Here is a 20,684-nt window from a genome sequence, read left to right on the forward strand (position 1 = left end):
TTTTGAGCCGCAACGTGGAGGGTTTTTCCATGCCGTCGCAGAATAGCGACATCCTGTTGTCCATCGCCATTCCGACGAAAAATCGCCAGCCCTATCTTATCAACCTGGTCGATGAACTGCTGCGGTCGGAGCGGCGGGATTTCGAAATCATCCTGCAGGATAATTCCGATGACGATCAGCTGGCGGCTTATGTTGCCGAACTGAACGATACGCGCGTCCATTACGCCTATACCAACGGATGGATTTCGGTGGTCGACAATTGCGACGCTGCGGTTCGAGCTTGTTCGGGCGACTATGTGTGCATGCTAGGCGACGATGACGGGATTATGCTGGATGAGGCGCTGGACGAAATGGCGGCCGCCAAGAGAGAAGGGGCCGATGCCGTGATGGGCGCGGTTCTTCTTTATACATGGCCCGACATCACTCATCGCAGCATCAGTGGGCTCGGTGGAAAGCTCTATCGGCGGCGGATGTTCACCCGTCGCGGCCGTGGCGATACTCTCGCCGACGCGCGCCGCGTCGTGGCTCGGAGCGGGGCGCTGGGACTCGAGGGGTTGCCCTGCGTATATCAGGGTTTTGTCAGTCGCGAGGTGCTTGCCGCCGTCGACCATCGAACCGGAACCTACTTTCCAGGCGCCAGCCCCGATATGGCGAATGCTATCGGGATTGCGGCTTTTATTAGCCGATGTCATCATGTCGAACGGCCCTTGATCATTGCCGGCCACAGTCGAAGCAGCGGGGCAGGGCGAGGAACGATGCGCGAGCACCGTGGCTCGATTGCCGAGCAAAAGCATCTCCCTGCCGATACGGCGCAGACATGGTATTCGCAAATCCCCTTTTTTTGGTCGGGGCCTACTATCTACGCGCAGTCGCTGCGCAGCGCGATCAATCGGACGGGGACGACAGCGCTCGGTGTGCCTGGCGATGCTTGTCTCTATAGTGCTTGTTTCATCTTCGAACGGTCTTACGCAAAGAATATTCGGGATGCGATGCGTAATTCGCACGAGCGGCTGGTGACGCTCGTTCCGCAGATGATCTATTATGCACTGGTCATCACCGCGAAACGCGCGGCGCAATTTCGGAACAATCTGCTGGTGCGCTTCTTCCCCGATCGCGCTGCGATCGAAGCTGCGTCCATTGCCGATGCGATTGGTGCGGTTCGCGCCAGATTGAGTTGAGAGGGAAGCGCGATGGGTAAAATCCTGCTGGCCCTGCAATCGCTGTACCGCGAATTTATCGTCGGATTGCCCGATGAATTCAGCAAGTTCCGCGTCAGCTACTATAACCGTCACGGTTGCCGGATCGCCAAGGGTGCTTCTTTGTCGCCGAATGTTAGAGTGCGTGGGTTGCTCGAGATGCGTGCGGGCAGTTCGATTGCCCAGAATGGCTCCATCGGCGGTTGGGATGCAGGGGTTTTTATCGGGCAGGACGTCATGATCGCGCCCAATGTGGTGATTGTCGCATTCGATCATGGCATTGGCAGCCTCGATATTCCGATGGTGCAACAGGCCAATGTCGAGGCGGCGGTCCACATTGAAGACGATGTCTGGATTGGTGCCAATGTCACCATCGGCAAGGGGGTCCGGGTCGGTAAAGGGTCTGTTATCGGCGCAAACAGTTATTTAAACCGCGATGTTCCGCCCTATTCTATAGTGGGTGGGGTTCCGGCTAAAGTTATCAAGAGCCGGATCGGAGATGAATAGAAATATAATCGCAAATATTTTTGGTCGATTTTGGTCCACGATTTCAAATTTTATATTTATACCGCTCTATATTTATATACTTGGAATCGAAAACTATGGTGTGATTTCATTTGCGCTGATTGTCGCGGGAATGCTTATGGTTCTCGATCTAGGGCTCTCGGCGTCAATCATGCGCGAAATAGCGCGCCGGGATTTGTCAGTACAGGAAAAGTTCCGTAGCTTTAGTACGTTCGAAAAAATCTATGTCGTCGTAATTTTTGCTTGCGGAATCTGCGGTTTTCTATTCGCGGGCCCCGTCGCGATAAGTTTTATTAATGAAACACCTGTCGATCGCGAGTTGATTGCATTGTGCTTGAAAATTGTCGCGTGCGAAGCGGGGCTGCAGATGCTTTTCCGCTATTACGTCAGCGCGATGATGGGGCTTGAGCGGCAAGTAGAAGCCAATATTTTTAATATTGCTTGGGGGGCAGCGCGTAACGGACTTGTTATGTTTCCACTAATTTTCTGGCCAACACTTTCTGTTTTTTTCTTCGGTCAGCTGGTTGCTACCTTGTTACTTATACTTGTCGCGAAATGGCGACTGAACCGTATATTGGCACCATGGAGACCCGCTCAGTTTCCCTTAATCGATTGGAGCACGCTGGCGCGAATACGGGGGTTTGCGGCTGGGGTCTTCCTTATCGCAATCGTCGCTTTGGTAAACACGCAGCTCGACCGTATAGTGCTTAGCCGCCTGCTCGATCTGGAATATCTTGGTTATTATAATATCGCTATCGCGTTGGGCACAGGTATGATTGCCATCGCTTCGCCGTTTCAGGCGGCCATTCAGCCGCGTCTGACGGCGTGGTTTTCAGAAGGCAATGGCGATAGCGCGCGTGAGCTCTATCTACAAACTACAACGTTGGTCGCGGTGCTGGTTTTTCCTGTGATGGCAACGGTCGCGGTTAATGCGGAAATGGTCGTGATGGGATGGACTGGCAATGCCAATGTGGCGAAAAATGCGGCGCCGTTCGTGCCGTGGGTTATCGCATCCTATTCGTTTCTGGCAATGTCTTCGCTAACCTACAGTGTGGCTCTAGCCAACGGTTATACCCGCTTTAACAACGTTCTTGGTCTCGCTTCTTTGTGTGTTTCGATACCCGGCTATTGGCTGGCCGTTGGACGCTTTGGAGCGGTGGGCGCTGCGGCGCTATTTTTCGCTATCCAGTTTTCCGTTTCGACAGCGTTTCACGCGCTCGTTGATCGCCGGTTTCTCGGTTTTGGTATCGTGCGGACATATCTTCAATTGCTCTTGGTGCCGGCGGCCACTGCCATTGCGATCGCCTTGGCATTTGAACGGTTCGCCGCTCCGTTGAGCTCGACCAGATTGGGGATGTTTCTATTTCTTGGCTGTGCCTTGGCTCTCGCTCTTGCTGGTACGGTGCTTGTCGCAGTTGCGGCGTTCCGGATGCGGTGGCCCTTCGGGGATTTGGATGCCGGTCATGGCTGAGGCCGCAGAGACAATGGGCTTGCGCCGACGCTGGCGGGCGGGTAGCGGCCGTGGGAGTGCAGGGCTGCGGCTTGCCATGTTGATGAGGGCAGTCGAAGCGCTGAAGAGTGTGCCAAGTGATGCGTAAACTTTATATCCCCTCTATGGCCGTTTTGGCTTTTAGCTACCCGTTCACTACGGTGCTGCTGCTGGTGATTGGAGTGCCCGTTGAGGGGCTCGGCCTGTTCAACTACGCAATCAAGGGTCTGATTACTGCGGTTTTCGGTGTAGCGCTTCTTGCTGCCGCCTCTCAGAGGCGATCCATCGCGGCGATCGTGCTTCCATTGTTCTTGCTGTTTGGCCTGTTCGGGATCCGGCTGCTTTATGACGTGGTGGGGCTTGATATCGTTCCTCCGTTGGCCAGTCCAAGTTACATTCTTCTGTATTTCTTCGGGTTAACAGTGCTTCCGGTGCTTTCGATCGCGATTGCGTTCGATGCAGATGACATGGAGGACCTGCACAAGTGGCTTTTCTGGATGCTTGTCCTCACAAATCTGGCGCTGTTCTATTACGTTGCTATACAGGCGCAGGATCTGGCGACCGAAAATGCGCTTGCATATCGCTTTCAAGTAACGGGTCAGGATGATGCAACATCAGTCCTCAATCCCATTACGATCAGCTTGATGGGGGCTGTCCTCTTGCTTTTCGTCATTGGTCGTTTTGCAGTATTTTTCAGGATGACGCTGTTTTCGCAGGCCGTTCATCTTGGTGTTTTTGCCGTTGGTCTTGCCAATATGTTGCTTGGTGGGTCGCGGGGCCCGGTCGTTGCGTTCGTTTTCGGACTGATGTTCGTCGCTGCGTCGGCTTTGAAAGTGAACTCCCGTGCGATTACACAGTTCAGAATCAGGCCACGCGTTTGGGTCTATCTCGGTCTGATGATTGTCGGCGGTGTCGCCTTTGCACTTTTCAGTGATTTGACGATTGCGTCATTCGACCGTTTCAGGACGATGTTCGACGGCAGCGGTTCGCGTATTATCGAAGAGCGCGACTATATCGCGGCGGCCGCGTGGGGTGACTTCAAGAAATCCCCGATCATAGGATACAGCTATATCACTATGAATGGCACGGCTTTGGCGCACAACGTATTTCTGGAATCGTTTATGGCGCTGGGCATCGTGGGAGGATTGGTCTATCTCTTCTGCCTTCTCATCATGCTGCGCGGCATATGGCACGGCGTCACGGGTCGGTTCGGACCGTATGGCTATTCGGTTGCCCTTGCCGGGGCCGCGTTGATCGCACTTTCGATGACATCGGGGTCGATCGGACAATCGCCAGAGATTTGGGCCATGGTGGCGTTAATCATGAGTATGGCGCAGTCCCGTGCCACACCGCGCCGCACCATTTATCATCGTGGCGGGAGTTTTCCGCTGCGTTCTCGGTCGACCGAGCCGCGTCCTGCCGCGATTTCTGCATCGCTTCCAAGGTAATACCATGAATCATCGCTCCTACCAGGTTTGCACGCGCTGCGTGATGGACACCAGCGATAGCCAAATCCGGTTCGACGAAGCTGGCGTGTGCGATCATTGCCACGCCTTCGACGATGACGTCGTACCGCACTGGCACCCTGATGAACGTGGCCGCGCCGAAGTCGAAAAGATTGTGGCGGCTATTAAGGAGGGCGGCAAAGGCAAGCAGTTCGATTCTATCCTTGGCATGTCGGGTGGCCTGGACAGCTCATATATGCTGCATTTGATGGTTACGGAATTCGGCTTGCGTCCGCTGGTCTTCCACGTCGACGGCGGGTGGAACAGTGACATTGCGGTCAGTAATATCCAGAACCTTGTCGGCGGGCTGGGACTCGACCTCTACACCGAAGTGATCAATTGGGAGGAGATGCGGGATTTCCAGTTGGCATTCTTCAAGTCGGGCGTGTCGCACCTCGACATTCCCCAAGACCATGCCTTCATCGCCACGCTGTATCATTTCGCGAACAAGCATGGCATCAAATGGATTCTCAACGGCGGGAATATCTCGACCGAATGTGTACGGAACCCCAAAGATTGGCTCTATTATGGCACGGACATGCCTCAACTGCGCGATATTCATCGGCAGTTCGGAACCCGGCCGCTTAAGACCTATCCAACCAGTTCGATCCTTTTTCACAAATTCTATCTGCGCTATGCGCGTGGGGTGAGGGTGTTTAAGCCGCTCGATCTTCTTCCTTATACGAAGAAGCTGGCGATCGAAACGTTGAGCCGCGAATATGGTTGGAAGGCTTATCCGCAGAAGCATTTCGAAAGCCGCTTCACAAAGTTTTTCGAAGCTTATTGGCTGCCGACGCGCTTCGGATATGATACGCGGCGCGTCCAGTTTTCTTCCCTGATCCTCACCGAACAGATGACGCGTGAGGAAGCGTTGGAGAAGCTGATCTCGCCTGCATACGACCTCGCTACCATCGACGATGATTTCGAATATATCGCGAGCAAATTGCGTATCGGCGTCGACGAACTGCGGCGCTATCATGAGATGCCGAAAAAAAGCTATCGTGACTATAAGAACCAGGAATGGATGTTCGATCTGGGCGCTAAGGTGCTGAAAGCAATTGGTGCGGAAAAGGCAACAAAACGCTAGAGGGCGAGCATGATTGCGATTATCGACTATGGCTCGGGCAACGTCGGGGCCATCATGAACATTTTGCGTCAGCGCAAGATCCCGCATGTGCTGACGAGCGATCCGGCGACACTCGCGGACGCCGATCGCTTCATCCTGCCGGGCGTTGGCGCGTTCGACCCGACCATGGACATTTTACAGCGTTCGGGCATCGTCGATGCGCTGGGCGAGGAAGTGCTGGGCAAAGGCAAGAAGGTCCTCGGCATATGTGTTGGCATGCATCTTCTCGCCGATGGCAGTGACGAAGGCAGCTTGCCCGGCTTAGGCTGGATTCCGGGTCGTGTTCGCAAGATCGATGCGGGCCGGATCGACGCGAAGCCCAAGTTGCCGCATATGGGCTGGAACAATGTCGCGATCGCGCCCTGCGCGAAGCTGTTCGATGGTGTCGATGAAGAGCGCGGCTTTTACTTTCTCCACAGCTATTATTTTGACGCCGCCGATCCCGCGCATATCCGGGCGCATGTTTCCTACGGCGTCGATCTTCCATGCGCGATTGAACGCGACAATGTTTTTGGAATGCAGTTCCACCCGGAAAAAAGCCATTCGAACGGGACGCGGGTTTTCGTTAATTTTGCGGAAGCCGTATAATGTTGCGCTCGCGCATTATTCCCTGCCTGCTGATGCAAGACAGTGGCCTCGTGAAGACACGGCAGTTTGCTGACCCCAAATATTTAGGCGACCCAATAAATGCGGTCAAAATCTATAATGAAAAAGAGGTCGACGAACTGTCTATTTACGACATTGACGCGACTGTTCAGGGGCGTGGGCCCGATTTCGATCATCTACGGAGCATCGCCGTCGAGAGCCGGATGCCACTTTGTTATGGTGGCGGTGTTCGTAGCGCAGCTGATGCCGTCCAATTGATCAAATTGGGGTTTGAAAAGGTCTCGATCAGTGCCGCTGCGCTGGAACGTCCCGCGCTGATCCGCGAACTCGCCGACGCGGTCGGGCGGCAAAGTGTAGTGGTGACACTCGATGTAAAAAAAGCCGGCCTTCTGGGCCGACTTGGTATCTTCACGCATAATGGCAAACGAGCTGCGAAGATGAAGCTCGCGGACTTCCTGCCGCTCGTTGAGGATCAGGGCGCGGGTGAAGTCGTCGTTAATCATATTGATCGCGATGGCATGATGCAGGGCTATGATCTCGACCTCGCACGGTCAGTCCGCGCCGCCGTTGACATCCCTGCGACGATGCTTGGCGGCGCAGGAAACGTCGGGCATTTGCGCGAACTTATCGACGCGATCGGGACTTGCGGCGCTGCGGCTGGCAGTATGTTCGTCTTCAACGGCGTGTACCGCGCCGTCCTGATTTCCTATGCGCGCCCCTGATCTACGGCGAAGCGCGAAATTCATCCCAATTCAAGGCAGACCATTGAAATGCAGCAAATCCTTCAGGATCTCGGTGGCGGCGAAACCATCCTCGTTACGGCCCCGGTACCGCAAGTGCGGCCGGGCCAGCTTCTGATCGATACAACAAAGACGCTGATCTCGACCGGAACCGAACGCATGCTTGTCGATTTCGGCAAGGCCGGAATGATTGCGAAGGCACGCGCGCAGCCTGAAAAAGTGGCGCAGGTCCTGTCCAAGGTGAAAACGGACGGTCTTCTGACGACGATCGACGCCGTTCGCTCAAAATTGGGGCACCCGATTCCGCTCGGGTACAGCAATGTCGGGGTCGTGCGCGCGGTGGGTGCCGGGGTCGATGGCTTTACAGTTGGCGACCGGGTCGTATCGAACGGACCGCACGCCGATGTGGTCAGTGTACCGCAAAACCTGTGCGCCAAAGTGCCCGACGGCGTCAGCGACGAGGCTGCCTGCTTCACCGTCGTTGCGAGTATCGGCCTGCAGGGTATCCGCCTCGCACAACCGACGCTTGGCGAAGCCGTTGTCGTTACGGGGGTCGGGTTGATTGGCCTGCTGACAGTACAATTGCTTCGCGCGCATGGCTGTCGCGTGCTGGCGATCGATTTCGATGCAGAGAAGCTGGCGCTTGCTCGCCGCTTCGGCGCTGAAACTTGTAATCCAGGCGCGGGTGAAGACCCGGTGGCGGCCGGCATGGCCTTTAGTGGCGGACAAGGTGTCGATGCGGTCATTATCACCGCATCGACCAAATCCAACGACCCGGTAACGCAGGCGGCGCAAATGAGCCGGAAGCGCGGTCGCATCATCCTGATTGGTGTGACGGGGCTGGAACTCAACCGAGCCGATTTCTACGAGAAGGAACTGACCTTCCAGGTCAGTTGCTCCTATGGCCCCGGACGCTATGATCCTGCCTATGAGGAGCGCGGGCAGGACTATCCATTGGGATTCGTCCGCTGGACTGAACAGCGGAACTTTGTAGCCATCCTCGACATGATGGCATTGGGCCCTCTGACGATCGAAGGGCTGGTGTCGCACCGCGTTGCTTTCACCGAAGCCCCTGAGGCCTACAAGCTTCTGACGAGGGACAAGGGCGCGTTGGGCATTGTGCTCGACTACGCGCATGACGTTGAGCCGCGGCACCGGACGAGGGTCGACCTTGTGCCGGCTATCGGCGCGCGCGTGCCGGACGCCGCGACACCCATTGTGGGTTTCATCGGTGCGGGAAATTATGCCTCGCGCGTTTTGATTCCGGCGTTTCGCAAGGCCGGTGCGACACTTCATACTATTGCATCCGCAGGCGGGACAAGCGGTGTTCTTCACGGCAAGAGCGCGGGCTTCCACCACGCATCATCCAACAACGACGAACTGCTCGCCGACCCGGCGATCAACACGGTCGTGATAGCTACGCGCCACGACAGTCACGCGCGTTTAACCATTGCCGCCCTGAATGCCGGAAAGCATGTTTTCGTTGAAAAGCCGTTGTGTCTGACGCGTGATGAACTCGCCGGGATTACTGCGGCACATGCGACATCGGGCGCTAAGCTGATGGTGGGCTTCAACCGTCGTTTCTCGCCACTGGTCTTGAAAATGAAGACACTCGTGGATCGCGTGGCGGAGCCGAAGGCTTTTGTCATGGTCATGAACGCAGGTGTCATTCCTGCTAGTCATTGGACGCAGGACCCCGTTCTGGGCGGGGGACGCATCATCGGAGAGGGGTGCCATCACATCGACCTGATGCGCTTCCTTGCCGGTTCGCCGATCGTCTCGATCGAGGCGCGGAGTATGGGAAGAAATGCGTCTCAGCCGCTGACCGAGGACAAGGCCGTGATAACCGTCGGTTTTGCTGACGGTTCCTTTGGCACGGTTCATTATCTTGCGAATGGCGGCAGTAGTTTTCCCAAAGAACGCATTGAGGTGTTTGCTGGAGGGCGGACTCTTCAACTCGACAATTTCGTTGCGTTGCGCGGCTTTAGCTGGCCAGGTTTCCGAAAGGAAAAACTATGGCGCCAGGACAAGGGGCAGGTCGATTGCGCGCGCGCTTTCCTTTCGGCTATATCCGAGGGACGTGAAAGCCCTATCCCGAACGAGCAGCTGTTCGAGGTGGTCGAAGCGTCGATTGAGGCCGTCGAGAAGATTCGGTTACAACCATAGAATATGGATCGCCATCGGCGGATAGTAGCTTGATTCAGGGGGTCTTTCAGTGAATATTGGTCGGCTGTTCCGAACCGTCCGCCATCTGCGCGTAACCCAAATCTGGTATCGGCTGCTTCAACTATTGCCGCGGAAATCGTTACGGATTGGGGACCTTTCGCGGCCTGACACGCCGATTGCGACGTTCGCGGTGCCCGCAACGCGGATATCGTCGCTGATTGCCCCCGGCCGCGCACGTTTCCTGAACCGCGAAGGGCCGATTGGCGATGACTGGGATCCTTCCGATTTTAGCAAATTATGGCGATACAATCTCCATTATTTCGATGATTTGAACGCGGTTGGAGCTCGCGATCGGGTCGAGTGGCATCGTGCCCTCATTGACCGGTGGATTGCTTCCAATCCACCGACGGCCGGAACCGGGTGGGAACCTTATCCTACGTCGCTTCGGATTGTGAACTGGATCAAGTGGCAATTGCGTGAAAATGCGCTGGACAAGGCCGCATTGGACAGCCTCGCGTTGCAGGCTCGCTGGTTGGCAAGCCGGATAGAATGGCATATCCTGGGCAATCATTTGTTCGCCAACGCCAAAGCACTGCTTTTTGCCGGGCTAATATTCAGCGGCGAGGAAGCCGCCGCGTGGCGGAAAATGGCGCGATCGATTTTGTTGCGCGAATTGCCAGAACAATGCCTGACCGATGGGGCGCATTTTGAACTCAGTCCGATGTACCATCTTCTCTTTCTGGAGGACGTGCTGGACATCATCAACATCGTTGAAAGCGCTGCGCGGGCGGGCCGAGGCAGCGATGTCGGTGCGATTGTCGATGCGATCGACGAACGGTTAACGCCTATGTTCGCGTGGGCGCATGCAATGGTCCATCCTGACGGCGAGATTTCCTTTTTCAATGATGCGGCGTTCGACATTGCGCCGACGCTTGCTGATTTGGCCAACTATGCGCTCCGATTGGGCCGTCCGGCGCCCGAGGGGGCGCCTTCGTCTCATTTGCGGGCAGCTTCGGGCTATGTGCGACTGCAACGCCATGAGGCAGTGGTGATCGCCGACGTGGGCTGCGTCGGGCCGGATTACCTGCCCGGGCATGCTCATGCCGATACGTTGAGCTTTGAAATGTCGCTTGCGGGGCGGCGTCTCGTCGTGAACGGCGGTACATCGCTATACGAGTCTGGAGCGGAACGACTTCGCCAACGGGGAACGATTGCGCATTCGACGCTTGTACTCGACGGCGAGAACTCTTCGGAGGTCTGGTCGAGCTTTCGCGTCGGACGCCGCGCCTATCCGCAAAATGTCGCGCTGGATATCGGTGACGTGGTGCTTCTGCAGGCAGAACATGACGGTTACCGCCACCTTTCAGGAGGCCCTATGCATCAGCGCACATGGTCGCTCGGTGCATCGTATCTTGACATTGTGGATCGCATTTCCGGGCAGGGGTCGCATCAGGCGAAGCTTTATTTTCATCTTGGTGTCGGATTGCGTGCGTGCGCGAAAGACGCCTCGCATGTGGAAATTCACTGCAGTGTAAACGGAGTTTTGATCGCTGAAATGAGCAGCCTGTCGGGTCTCGCGCTTCGCGTTGAAGCGGACACGCACCACCCTCGCTTTGGCGCTTCGGAGCCGAGCCAGGCGATCGTGATCGGCTTTGACAGTGGAGATGTTGACGAGCATCGGTTGCGCATAAGCTGGATTGCCGCATGAACATTACCTTCCTGACATTTTACTATCCGCCAGACTTGAGCGCCGGCTCTTTTCGTGCTGCGGCGCTGGTCGAGGCATTGTCGGAGCAATTGCGCCCCGAAGATCGGATCACGGTCATCACCACCAGTCCGAACCGGTATAAGCAGGCATCCGTCGAAGCGCCCGATACCGAAATATACGGACCGGTGACCATCAGGCGGGTTCAACTTCCCCAGCATGACAGCGGGATGGTCGATCAGGCGAAGGCGTTCGCTCATTTTTCCTGGCAGGCATTGGGGCTAGCCCGTGCCAGCCGCCCTGACCTCGTTATCGGCACCTCATCGCGCCTGTTCACTGCGTCGCTCGCCGCGGTCCTCGCGACCCGATATCGGGCGAAGCTGTATCTTGATATCCGGGATATATTTTCCGACACAATCGGTGACATATTTGGCGTAGGGATGGGGCGTCTTGCTATGCCGTTGATTTCCTTTCTTGAAAAAGCGACCATTCGCCGCGCGGATGCGGTCAATCTTGTGTCACCGGGTTTTCTGGGTGTCTTTGAGGAGATGGCACCGGGCAAGCTATTCCGGACGTTCACCAACGGCATCGACCCCGAATGGCTCGAACCTCTATCGGCTTCTGGAACGTCGCAAAGCCGCCCTCTAAATATCGTCTTTGCAGGGAATATCGGGGAAGGGCAGGGGCTGCACAAAATTCTTCCTGTGGCAGCTAAGAAGCTCGAGACAGAAGCGCGCTTCACTATCGTAGGCGCGGGCGGGCGTCGGCGACAGCTGGAAATGGCGTTGCACGATGCCGGGGTGGTCAATGTCGAGATGGTCGATCCGGTGCCGAGGTCTCGGTTGGCCGACTATTATATTGCGGCTGACCTATTGCTTCTCCACCTCAATGATTATCCTGCTTTTGAAAAGGTCATCCCGTCCAAGGTGTTCGAATATGCCGCGACGGGCAAACCGATTCTGGCCGGGATCGCGGGCTATGGCGCGCAATTTATTTCCGGCAATATTGATGGGGCGGCGGTATTTCGGCCCTGCGACGTCGAGGGCTTGGTCAATTGCGTACACCAGAGCATAAATGCGCCGATAAGTTATGATCGCCGAACATTTGTTCAGCGATTTAGCCGGAGTACGATCATGAAAGAAATGGCGGCGGACGTTCTGTCGCTTCGAGACTGAATACTCGCCGCAAGTTCAGTCGCGAACCTTGTCGCCGCTGCCGCCGCCGACGAGCGTGCGCAGCAACAGCTTGATGTCGCCGATTAGCGATTGGGTATTGAGGTAGATGGCGTCCTGCTGCGCCAATCTAACGGGATTTGACATATCGATTCCGTTCACCTGAGCAAAACCGCTAATTCCTGGCGCTATCGCATAGACGCCTCGATCCGAGCGTTCGTGGATCAGCTCTTCCTGTTGAGGCAGGCAGGGGCGTGGGCCGATCAATGTCATTTCGTTCCGCAGGAGATTGACGATCTGGGGTAGCTCATCAAATTTGGACGCTCGCAGAAATTTTCCGAGCGGAGTAACGCTTGATGCAGCGACCTCATGTGTGGCGACCGACTTGGTATCCGCGCTCATCGTACGAAATTTGTAACAAGTGAAGTGGGCGCCGTCCTTGCCGACCCGCGTTTGAGCAAAGATGCCCGGGCCTGCCGACGTGAGTTTTACTGCAAACCAAACCAACGCGAGTAGCCACCAGAACAGCAACGTTACCGACAGGGCAAAAGCGAGGTCAATCGCGCGCTTGGCCCATCGGTAGAGGGTGTGGGTTCTGGCAGAATGGGACGAAATCCTATCCGTGGCTGCGCTACTTTCAATTTCTGCAACGAGGTCGTCGACAAGCTGATCGAAACTGACACAAGGTTGCAGCGCCGGTGCGACATGCCAGAAAAGGGCCGCGATACCAGAGGGTGTAGTGTTAAGCGCGAAAACGCGCGAGGCGTAAATGTTGGAAACGCATAAGCCGTCAACTTGCCTCAGGGCATCGACTGCCTCGCGCTTGCTGACGCTATATGGATCTGTCTTCTCCGGGTATAGCGCGTGGATGGTCGAAAGATTGACAAATTTTCGGACACCGGACCTAGCGGCCGTCGATGCCAGATGGCTTGCGAATGCCACGTTGGCCGCCCTGAATGCCACGATATCCTGCTTCCTGGCGTCATTGTTGAGTGTGGCAAGATGAACAACAACGTCGCATCGAGCGAGCTTTGTATCGAGACTGCTGTAATCTAGCTCATCATCATCCCAACCTTCGGTGTTGCCGGCTCTCGAAAAGGCCAGCGTCCGGTATCCCAATTGACGCAGTCGGGGAACTAGCGCTCTGCCGATTTTTCCCGTTGCACCAGTGACGCCCACGATAGTTGTTGTGATCATCTGGCGCCTATAGCTTTCGATCAGCCACGGTCAACGATGAGCCCATTCAGCCGCCAGCCTTGTTGTCTGCAACTTGCCCTGTCCATGTCAAATCTCGGGTATATTCCGGAACGAGGCGGCACAATATCTCGATCACGATTTGGGTGTCCCCGTTGTGGAGCGCAGTATCCAGCGCCGCCATTTCACGTTCGAGCATGTCGCTGGGCCAGCAACCCTCGCGGGCTCGCAGGATGCGAGGGTGGTTGGTCGACTCCGGATTGTCGCCGATCAATAACTCCTCATAGAGCTTCTCGCCTGGGCGTAATCCGGTTTCGATGATCTCGATATCGCCATCTGGATGATCTGTGTCGCGGACACTCAGGCCCGAAAGGCGGATCATGCTGCGTGCGAGGTCGATTATTTTAACCGGTTGCCCCATGTCTAGTACGAATACTTCGCCCCCGCGCGCCATCGCCGTCGCCTGAATGACCAGTTGTGAGGCTTCTGGAATTGTCATAAAATAACGGGTGATATCCTGATGGGTGATCGTGACCGGGCCGCCGGAAGCAATCTGGGCTTTGAAGCGTGGGACGACCGAGCCACTCGACCCCAATACATTGCCGAAGCGCACCATGCTGAAAATAGTCGACGCCTTTGTCCGCTCCGCGCGTGCCTGCAAAATCAGTTCACATACGCGTTTCGATGCGCCCATGACGTTGGTAGGGCGCACCGCCTTGTCAGTGCTGATCAGAGTAAAGTTGGCGACCTCGTGAGCCTCCGCAGCTTCCGCGCTGTAAAGAGTGCCCATGACATTGTTTCGCATACCGGCGACCGGGTTGCTTTCGACAAGGGGGACATGTTTGTAAGCGGCGGCATGAAACACTGTGTCCGGTCGATGGCGACCGTAAACCCGCATCATCGTCGCGCGATCGGAAACGTTGCCGAGTTCGAGAATCAGCGGCGTATTCGTTCCGAGCTCCAGGACGATCGCGGAGAGTTCCTGCTCGATCGCATAAAGCGCAAATTCCGATTGCTCGAGCAGGACAAGCCTTGCCGGGCGGCATTGAAGTATCTGCCGGCACAGTTCGCCTCCGATGGATCCGCCCGCGCCCGAAACAAGTACGGTCTTACCAAAGATCGTCTTGGACAGCAGCACCTCGTTCGGCGCGACGGCCTCGCGTCCCAGCAATTCTTCGATCTGGATTTCCCGAAGATCGTTTACGGTAATCGAGCCCTCGATGATGTGAGTCAGGCTGGGCAGAGATCGTACGTATACGTTGGCTTCCTGAAGTGTTGCGATAATTTCGCGGCGTCGCATGCGCGATGCGCTTGGAAGGGCAAGCAGCACCTCGTCGATGTCGGTCGTTTCGAGCAGTTGGTGTAGTTTTTTCGAACCGAACACCGGAATTCCATCGAGCCGTTGACCATCGAGGCGGGCGTCATCGTCGATGAAGCCGACGAGATAAACCTGCCTCTCATGACGAAGCGACAGCGCCAGTTGCTGGCCGGCTCGACCCGCACCATAGACGAGTACGCGCCGGGCATCGGTCGAGATGAGATTGAGCAGGTCGAGAAGGGCAAAGCGGATGATAATGCGACTCGAGGCGAGGAGCATCAGGAAAATGATCGGGTGAAGAATGGTCAACGTGCGCGGAACCGCCGGAATACGGTAAAAAACAAACGCGATTACGAGTGGTACCATCAGGGCCGCGCAGGCGGCGCCAAGCCCCGCAATCGTGCGCGCGCCAGAAAAACGGATCAATGACCGATAGACGCCCATCGACCAGGCGATAGGGTACCAGAAAATAAGCGCGACGGCGGCGAAGCTGATCACTGGTCGTGAAAAAAGATCCCATGTTCCCAGTCGCAGAGAGTAGGCGATCCAAACCGCGAGGACGCAAAGCACGCCATCCATGGCCGCGGCCAAGAGCCGCCGCTCGTCGCGTGTGCGCTGCACCAAGAAGCGCAGGGTTTGAATCGGAAAACTGCGCCAGTCCCCATAGTCTTCGAATAGCATGTACTGCCTGTCGTTTCTCACGGCCCCGTCACATCGTCAAAGGCATGGAATGAGACGCGCCAACGCGAATCGGGTTGCTCGAAAATTACTATTTCGACCAAACCGCCCATCTTGCCTTGCGCTGGGTACATGGCAGGAAATGACAGGAAGCTCAACCAATCCGGCTAGTTTCGTTTGGCGCAGGCTATTCGATATGTGTTAGGTTCGATGGTCCTATTGCACAAATATGAGGCAAAAATTGCACGATAAGGAAAAACGGAGCTGGAGTCGGCGTGCCGTCGTTGCCGGAATAGGGCTCGCAGGTCTTCCGGTTGCAGCACGCGCTCAGGCAGCGCGCAGCGCTGCTGCTCCGGTCACTGCCTCGGAATTTCTCGATCTGTCTGCGGCCGTGGCGCAATGGGAATTGGTGGGCGGAACGCTCCTGCTTGATCGGGATTTCGACATTTCCTTGCCGATCACTATGATCGCACGGCGCGGTTTGTCCTATCATCTGATCACCGATGGGCCGCGGCTGCTGCGGTATGTGGGGCCGCGCCATCATTGGGCGCTTTGCATTTACTCGGAAGGCGAAACTCCATTCCGTATCGAGGGCAATTTGACGATCGACGGTACAAATCGCGTCGCGATGCCTTTTTTTGCTAGATTTGAGAATGTCTCGGGCGAACTGCGTCGTGACTTTCGGGTCAGGGGGCTAGCATGCCGGAACGCAAAAATTGTTAATGGCACTAGTGGTCTGGATGGAACGCCGGCCAATTCCTATGGCGCCTCTGGCATGCTGTTTTCGGGTGGCTTTGACCGGCTTCATTTGAGCGACGTTTCGGTGAAGGATGTGACGCGGGCGGCGGGTTCCGGTATTCCGGGATCGAAGGGTTCGCTGGGCATTGGCGTAACCGGCAACCTTCAATCCACAAGTAGTGCGCGTCATGTGACTATAGAGGATTTCGAGGTGTGTCGTATCGATAGTGAGGATAGTCCATTGTCGCCCGAGCGCGTCGACATGGACGGAGTACTCGTTTTCCAGGCCGCTGAAGAGGGCGGGACACGGCCCGTCATTCAGCGCGGAACGATACGTGAAGCTGCTGGTCGATCCGTAAAGGTATTTGCACCTGGTGGCGGAGGAGTCACGCGGGAACTGAAAATCTTTCGATCGATCTCTTCGCGCTATTACGGCTCGGTCGATATCAATCATCAGCATGGTGACGGTCTGATTGCTGATATCGAGATAAGCTACGCCGGACGCGCGCATGATTTGCCGACGACTTCCATTTCCATGAGTAGTGGTACCGCTCGCGCAAAGGGATTCCCCTTTGCCGTGGGCGAGGTCCGCAACATTCGAATTCACGACACAACCGGTCGCCCTAAAGGCGCGTTGGTCGGTTTGCAGTATAATGTTGTCGGCGATACCAGTCCCCGAAGATATCTGTTTTCACACATAATAGATGATGGCGTTTCGCGGTCATTCTTCCTGCCGGGCGCATTGGGCACGCACGGTCCTGCAACGATAATTATCGAAGATGTCGATGTAGGTTTGAGTGAATCGTTGTTCGCATCGGAAGATCCGACGCAATTCCTGCGGGTTCAAGCCCGGCGCGCACATCTCAGTCGCGGGCGCGAACTGCCCGTCAAAGTAAACTACAGTGGGCGACCCGTTCCACGAAATCTTGATGTTCGTGTCAACGCCGATGCGAGCGTTTCTGGGCTGCATCTAGCGGATTGATTCCAATGTTTGGGCATCGCGTCTGACGGCCGACATGAGATGCTTGGGATCGGCCTTCCAAATGAAGGGGCGTGGTTCCCGATTGTCTGTCGTCAGAATATTCGGCGCATCTTGCGGCGAAAATTAACGGGCTGCGGGCCTCGTCCGATCACCGATGAGAATGCTCTATTGTGTCACAGGCCATACCATAAACGTAGATGCAATATAGGATCGCATAAGGCTGTCCTACATTATTGAGCGATGCCATTCCGGTTTCGGGAACGGCGAATCAGAAGCCCTCAATGGCCACACAACCATCCCATCGCCATCAAGCCCGCATTCGAGGCTGGCTTGCGCACCTTGGCCCTGTTGCTGATATCTTCAGCACTCACGGGGATCAATAATGAGGCTAAAACGCTAAAGGAATGGAAGATATGACAAACGTAGTTCTAGGCCCCCAGGCTGGCGCATCTCTGACTACTGGAACCAATAATACGGCTGTAGGCTATCAAGCTTTGGCCGATGGAACGACTGCGACGAACAATGTGGCCGTTGGCAGTGGTGCTCTTCGCGTCAATGTGACAGGCAATCGAAATATCGCTATCGGCTCGCAGGCTTTGTACGCGGCTACCGGTGACCGTAATTTGGGCCTTGGCTATCGTGCGGGCAGTTCGCTCACTACTGGATTCTTTAACGTTTTGATCGGCGACGAAGCTGGCGCGTCAATGACCATTTCGGAAGGAAACACAGTCGTCGGTTCAGGCGCGGGGTTCAAGCTGACTACCGGCAATTACAATGCTCTTCTTGGTAACGGGGCAGGATCGCTTTTGACCACCGGAAACGGGAACACGTTCTTCGGGTACGGCACCGGCGGGACGACCACGGGTCAAAATAACGTGGCGCTCGGGATCGGCGCGATGCAGAAAAATCAGAACTCGGCGAATCTGGTGGCTGTTGGCGGCTACGCGCTCTTTTCCTCGACCGGCACCTTCGCTAGTACGGCGGTCGGTTATAGCGCAGCCTACGCCATGACCACTGGCCATGGCACCGCGATCGGTAATAACGCGCTGCTCCACACAACTACCGGGGAGTATAATACGGGTCTAGGCGCAGAGGCATTGGTCGCGAACGTTGCCGGAAGCTTTAATACTGCCATCGGTTCACACTGCCTTGATGGAAATCAGGGCGATCGGAATACTGGCTTGGGCCTTGGTGCGGGCTATCGCCAGACTGACGGTGCAGACAATTTGTTTGCTGGCTTTGCTGCGGCTCGTGGGCTTGAGGCGGACCCCAATTTTATTATCAGCCGCAGCGTCATCCTCGGCGCGGACGCGTTCGCACGGCCGGCTACTGGCGCGGACGACAATACGATCATCGGCTATCGTGCAGGCTACACGCTTTCGACCGGTACCACGAACGTGTTTCTTGGATCACAGGCTGGCGACAATGTGACCACCGGTTCAGCTAATATCGTGATCGGTTCCGGGGCTCACGCTGATACGGCAGGCGGCAACAACCAGATCAACGTTGGCGACCGCTACTTCCACGACCGCATCCGGTTGCTTGAGCGTAGCGCGGATCCAGACGCCCCGGCGGAAGGAAACTGCATTGTCTGGATGAGCGACGGCAGCACTGCCAAAGGCGACGATGGAGACGTGCTGATCGCGGCGACGGCCAACGGAATTACCACTTGGTCCGTGCTATTCGACCACAGCGCCGGTCAGCCTTGGTAAGTCGTTAAACTCACCTGTCGCCATAAGGTAGATAGGTGCAGTGTCGTAATTTCGTTGGGCAGGACTTTCCTGCCTGGCGAAATTGCGTACTGCAGCAGCGCGTCATCGCGCGGCGTGCAACCCGCAAATCTCAAGCCCAAGGCCGCCGCGGCCTGAAAACATCTCTCTGCGGCGTCTGCGGGTTTTCTACGAATGAAGCGAAGCCGGAGCAGGCAGGGTTTTGTGATTGGGTGCTTGTATTTATAGGGTCAACGCTCGACATAGCGGCTAATGGATTTCGCTTTTGATAACAGTTTCCATGATTGTATGGAGGGCTTTTATGCCCCGGCCGAGGCGGTAAAGCCCTCGGCGCCTAAACTGCTGATCTTTAACCAAGCGCTTGTCGAGCAGTTGGGCGTCGAGACCTTGGGTGCGAGCGAGGCACAGCTAGCGGCTCTCTTTTCGGGTAAGGAATTGCCAGACGGCGCCAACCCGATCGCTCTTGCTTACGCCGGGCACCAGTTCGGGCATTTTTCGCCGCAGCTTGGTGACGGCCGCGCACTGCTTCTCGGCGAAATCGTCGCTCCCGACGGCGCACGCTTTGATCTGCAACTCAAGGGATCGGGGCCGACACCCTTTTCTCGCAACGGCGACGGTAAGGCCGCAATCGGCCCGGTTCTGCGCGAATTCCTCGTATCCGAAGCGATGGCGGCGATGGGCGTACCGACCACCAGATCGCTCGCAGCGGTGGCGACCGGGGACCGCGTGCAGCGCGAGCGCGCGCATCCCGGGGCGGTGCTGACCCGCGTTGCCAGCAGCCATATTCGCGTTGGCACCTTCCAGTTTTTCGCCGCGCATTTTGGCGCCGATCATGTCATCCGGCTGTCGGATTACAGCATCCACCGGCATTTCCCCGATCTGGCCAGGGCGCCGAACCCGCATCTTGCGTTGCTCGACCGTGTCATCGGCCTGCAATGCGAACTGGTCGCGCACTGGCTGGGTGTGGGCTTCATCCATGGTGTGATGAACACCGACAATGTCGCGATCAGCGGCGAGACGATCGACTATGGCCCCTGCGCCTTCATGGACCGCTTCGCGGTCGATACGGTGTTCAGCTCGATCGATGCCAATGGTCGCTATGCCTACGGCCGCCAGCCGCAGATATTGCACTGGAATATGGCGCGTTTTGCCGAGGCTCTGCTGCCGGCGATCCATGCGGTGGATCCGGCCGGAGTCGAGGAGGCGAAGGCGCTTGTCGAGGCGATCCCCGGCCGGTTTCGCGCGATCTGGCTCGAGCGGATGCGTGCGAAACTGGGATTCGCCGTAGCGGGCGACGATGACGCTGAACTGATCGATAATCTGTTCGGTGAGCTCGAGCGGCATCGCGTCGACTTCACCTCTTTCTTTCGCGCGCTGGCCGTGCTGCTGCGCGGCGATGCTTCAATGCTCGAACGCCTGCTTCCGTCGCCCGACGCGATGGCTTCATGGATCGCCGACTGGTGGGCGAAGATTGAGCGAACGGACGTCCATCCGCGTGAGCGCGCCGATGCGATGGACGCCGTCAATCCGCTCTATATCCCGCGCAATCATAGGGTTGAAGCGGTGCTGGAGGCGGCGGAGCAGGGTGATATGGCACCGTGGCTGGAGCTGCTGGAGGTCGTCCGCCATCCCTTCGTCGCCAACCCCGCATGGGACGAATATGCTACGCCGGCGCCTGAGGATTTTGGGCCGTATAAGACCTTTTGTGGAACCTGACCCTTTCGGGCTCGTTGATAGGCGATGGCCGGAAACGGATGGGAAGATCGTGGGGGATCATGCGGGCGCATAAGAAAGCTGGGATGATTTTAGCGGGT

Annotated in this window: 15 protein-coding genes; 13 read left to right on the plus strand and 2 right to left on the minus strand. The window is 56.6% G+C overall.

Going from position 1 to position 20,684, the window contains the following annotated elements; translation table 11 throughout:
• Nucleotides 1-2: 2 nt before the first annotated feature.
• The 10 genes from ACSYDV_RS07390 to ACSYDV_RS07435 all read left to right on the plus strand — a co-directional run bounded on the left by ACSYDV_RS07390 (nucleotide 3) and on the right by ACSYDV_RS07435 (nucleotide 12,233).
• Nucleotides 3-1,178: a glycosyltransferase family 2 protein gene (locus tag ACSYDV_RS07390; RefSeq protein WP_438323145.1), complete on the plus strand. Its 1,176-nt coding sequence runs from the start codon at nucleotides 3-5 to the stop codon at nucleotides 1,176-1,178.
• 12 nt (nucleotides 1,179-1,190) lie between these two features.
• Nucleotides 1,191-1,703, plus strand: coding sequence for an acyltransferase (locus tag ACSYDV_RS07395; protein WP_438323146.1), 513 nt, complete (start codon nucleotides 1,191-1,193; stop codon nucleotides 1,701-1,703).
• Nucleotides 1,696-3,192: an oligosaccharide flippase family protein gene (locus tag ACSYDV_RS07400; RefSeq protein WP_438323147.1), complete on the plus strand. Its 1,497-nt coding sequence runs from the start codon at nucleotides 1,696-1,698 to the stop codon at nucleotides 3,190-3,192. Before ACSYDV_RS07395 ends, ACSYDV_RS07400 begins: the two co-directional genes overlap by 8 nt.
• A gap of 119 nt (nucleotides 3,193-3,311) precedes the next feature.
• Nucleotides 3,312-4,658, plus strand: coding sequence for an O-antigen ligase family protein (locus tag ACSYDV_RS07405; protein WP_438323148.1), 1,347 nt, complete (start codon nucleotides 3,312-3,314; stop codon nucleotides 4,656-4,658).
• A gap of 4 nt (nucleotides 4,659-4,662) precedes the next feature.
• Entirely contained in the window at nucleotides 4,663-5,802 is a 1,140-nt protein-coding gene (locus tag ACSYDV_RS07410) for an N-acetyl sugar amidotransferase (protein WP_438323149.1), read from the plus strand.
• 9 nt (nucleotides 5,803-5,811) lie between these two features.
• Nucleotides 5,812-6,429: an imidazole glycerol phosphate synthase subunit HisH gene (hisH, locus tag ACSYDV_RS07415; protein ID WP_438323150.1), complete on the plus strand. Its 618-nt coding sequence runs from the start codon at nucleotides 5,812-5,814 to the stop codon at nucleotides 6,427-6,429.
• On the plus strand, nucleotides 6,429-7,169 hold the full coding sequence (locus ACSYDV_RS07420) for an AglZ/HisF2 family acetamidino modification protein (RefSeq protein WP_438323151.1): 741 nt from the start codon (nucleotides 6,429-6,431) through the stop codon (nucleotides 7,167-7,169). The genes hisH and ACSYDV_RS07420 overlap by 1 nt, the downstream gene beginning before the upstream one ends.
• 48 nt (nucleotides 7,170-7,217) lie before the next feature.
• Entirely contained in the window at nucleotides 7,218-9,353 is a 2,136-nt protein-coding gene (locus ACSYDV_RS07425; protein WP_438323152.1) for a bi-domain-containing oxidoreductase, read from the plus strand.
• 49 nt (nucleotides 9,354-9,402) lie between these two features.
• A complete protein-coding gene (locus ACSYDV_RS07430; protein ID WP_438323153.1) occupies nucleotides 9,403-11,061 on the plus strand; it encodes a heparinase II/III family protein in 1,659 nt (552 codons plus the stop codon).
• On the plus strand, nucleotides 11,058-12,233 hold the full coding sequence (locus ACSYDV_RS07435; protein WP_438323154.1) for a glycosyltransferase family 4 protein: 1,176 nt from the start codon (nucleotides 11,058-11,060) through the stop codon (nucleotides 12,231-12,233). Before ACSYDV_RS07430 ends, ACSYDV_RS07435 begins: the two co-directional genes overlap by 4 nt.
• Nucleotides 12,234-12,248: 15 nt before the next feature.
• Here ACSYDV_RS07435 and ACSYDV_RS07440 read toward each other — a convergent pair whose 3' ends face one another.
• Together ACSYDV_RS07440 and ACSYDV_RS07445 are read right to left on the minus strand one after the other, a co-directional pair.
• Nucleotides 12,249-13,427, minus strand: coding sequence for a sugar transferase (locus tag ACSYDV_RS07440; protein ID WP_438323155.1), 1,179 nt, complete (start codon nucleotides 13,425-13,427; stop codon nucleotides 12,249-12,251).
• A 46-nt stretch (nucleotides 13,428-13,473) separates the two neighbouring features.
• Nucleotides 13,474-15,423, minus strand: coding sequence for a polysaccharide biosynthesis protein (locus tag ACSYDV_RS07445; protein ID WP_438323156.1), 1,950 nt, complete (start codon nucleotides 15,421-15,423; stop codon nucleotides 13,474-13,476).
• A gap of 238 nt (nucleotides 15,424-15,661) precedes the next feature.
• On the opposite strand from ACSYDV_RS07445, the gene ACSYDV_RS07450 reads away from it, so the two are divergent.
• The 3 genes from ACSYDV_RS07450 to ACSYDV_RS07460 all read left to right on the plus strand — a co-directional run bounded on the left by ACSYDV_RS07450 (nucleotide 15,662) and on the right by ACSYDV_RS07460 (nucleotide 20,586).
• Nucleotides 15,662-17,140: a hypothetical protein gene (locus tag ACSYDV_RS07450; protein ID WP_438323157.1), complete on the plus strand. Its 1,479-nt coding sequence runs from the start codon at nucleotides 15,662-15,664 to the stop codon at nucleotides 17,138-17,140.
• Between the two features lie 413 nt (nucleotides 17,141-17,553).
• A complete protein-coding gene (locus tag ACSYDV_RS07455) occupies nucleotides 17,554-18,852 on the plus strand; it encodes a hypothetical protein (RefSeq protein ID WP_438323158.1) in 1,299 nt (432 codons plus the stop codon).
• 270 nt (nucleotides 18,853-19,122) lie between these two features.
• Nucleotides 19,123-20,586 (plus strand): protein adenylyltransferase SelO, encoded by a 1,464-nt coding sequence (locus ACSYDV_RS07460; RefSeq protein ID WP_438323159.1) that lies wholly within the window; start codon nucleotides 19,123-19,125, stop codon nucleotides 20,584-20,586.
• The last annotated feature ends 98 nt before the right edge of the window (nucleotides 20,587-20,684 follow it).

The sequence above is a fragment of the Sphingopyxis selenitireducens genome (assembly GCF_051550705.1).
GTDB lineage: Bacteria > Pseudomonadota > Alphaproteobacteria > Sphingomonadales > Sphingomonadaceae > Sphingopyxis.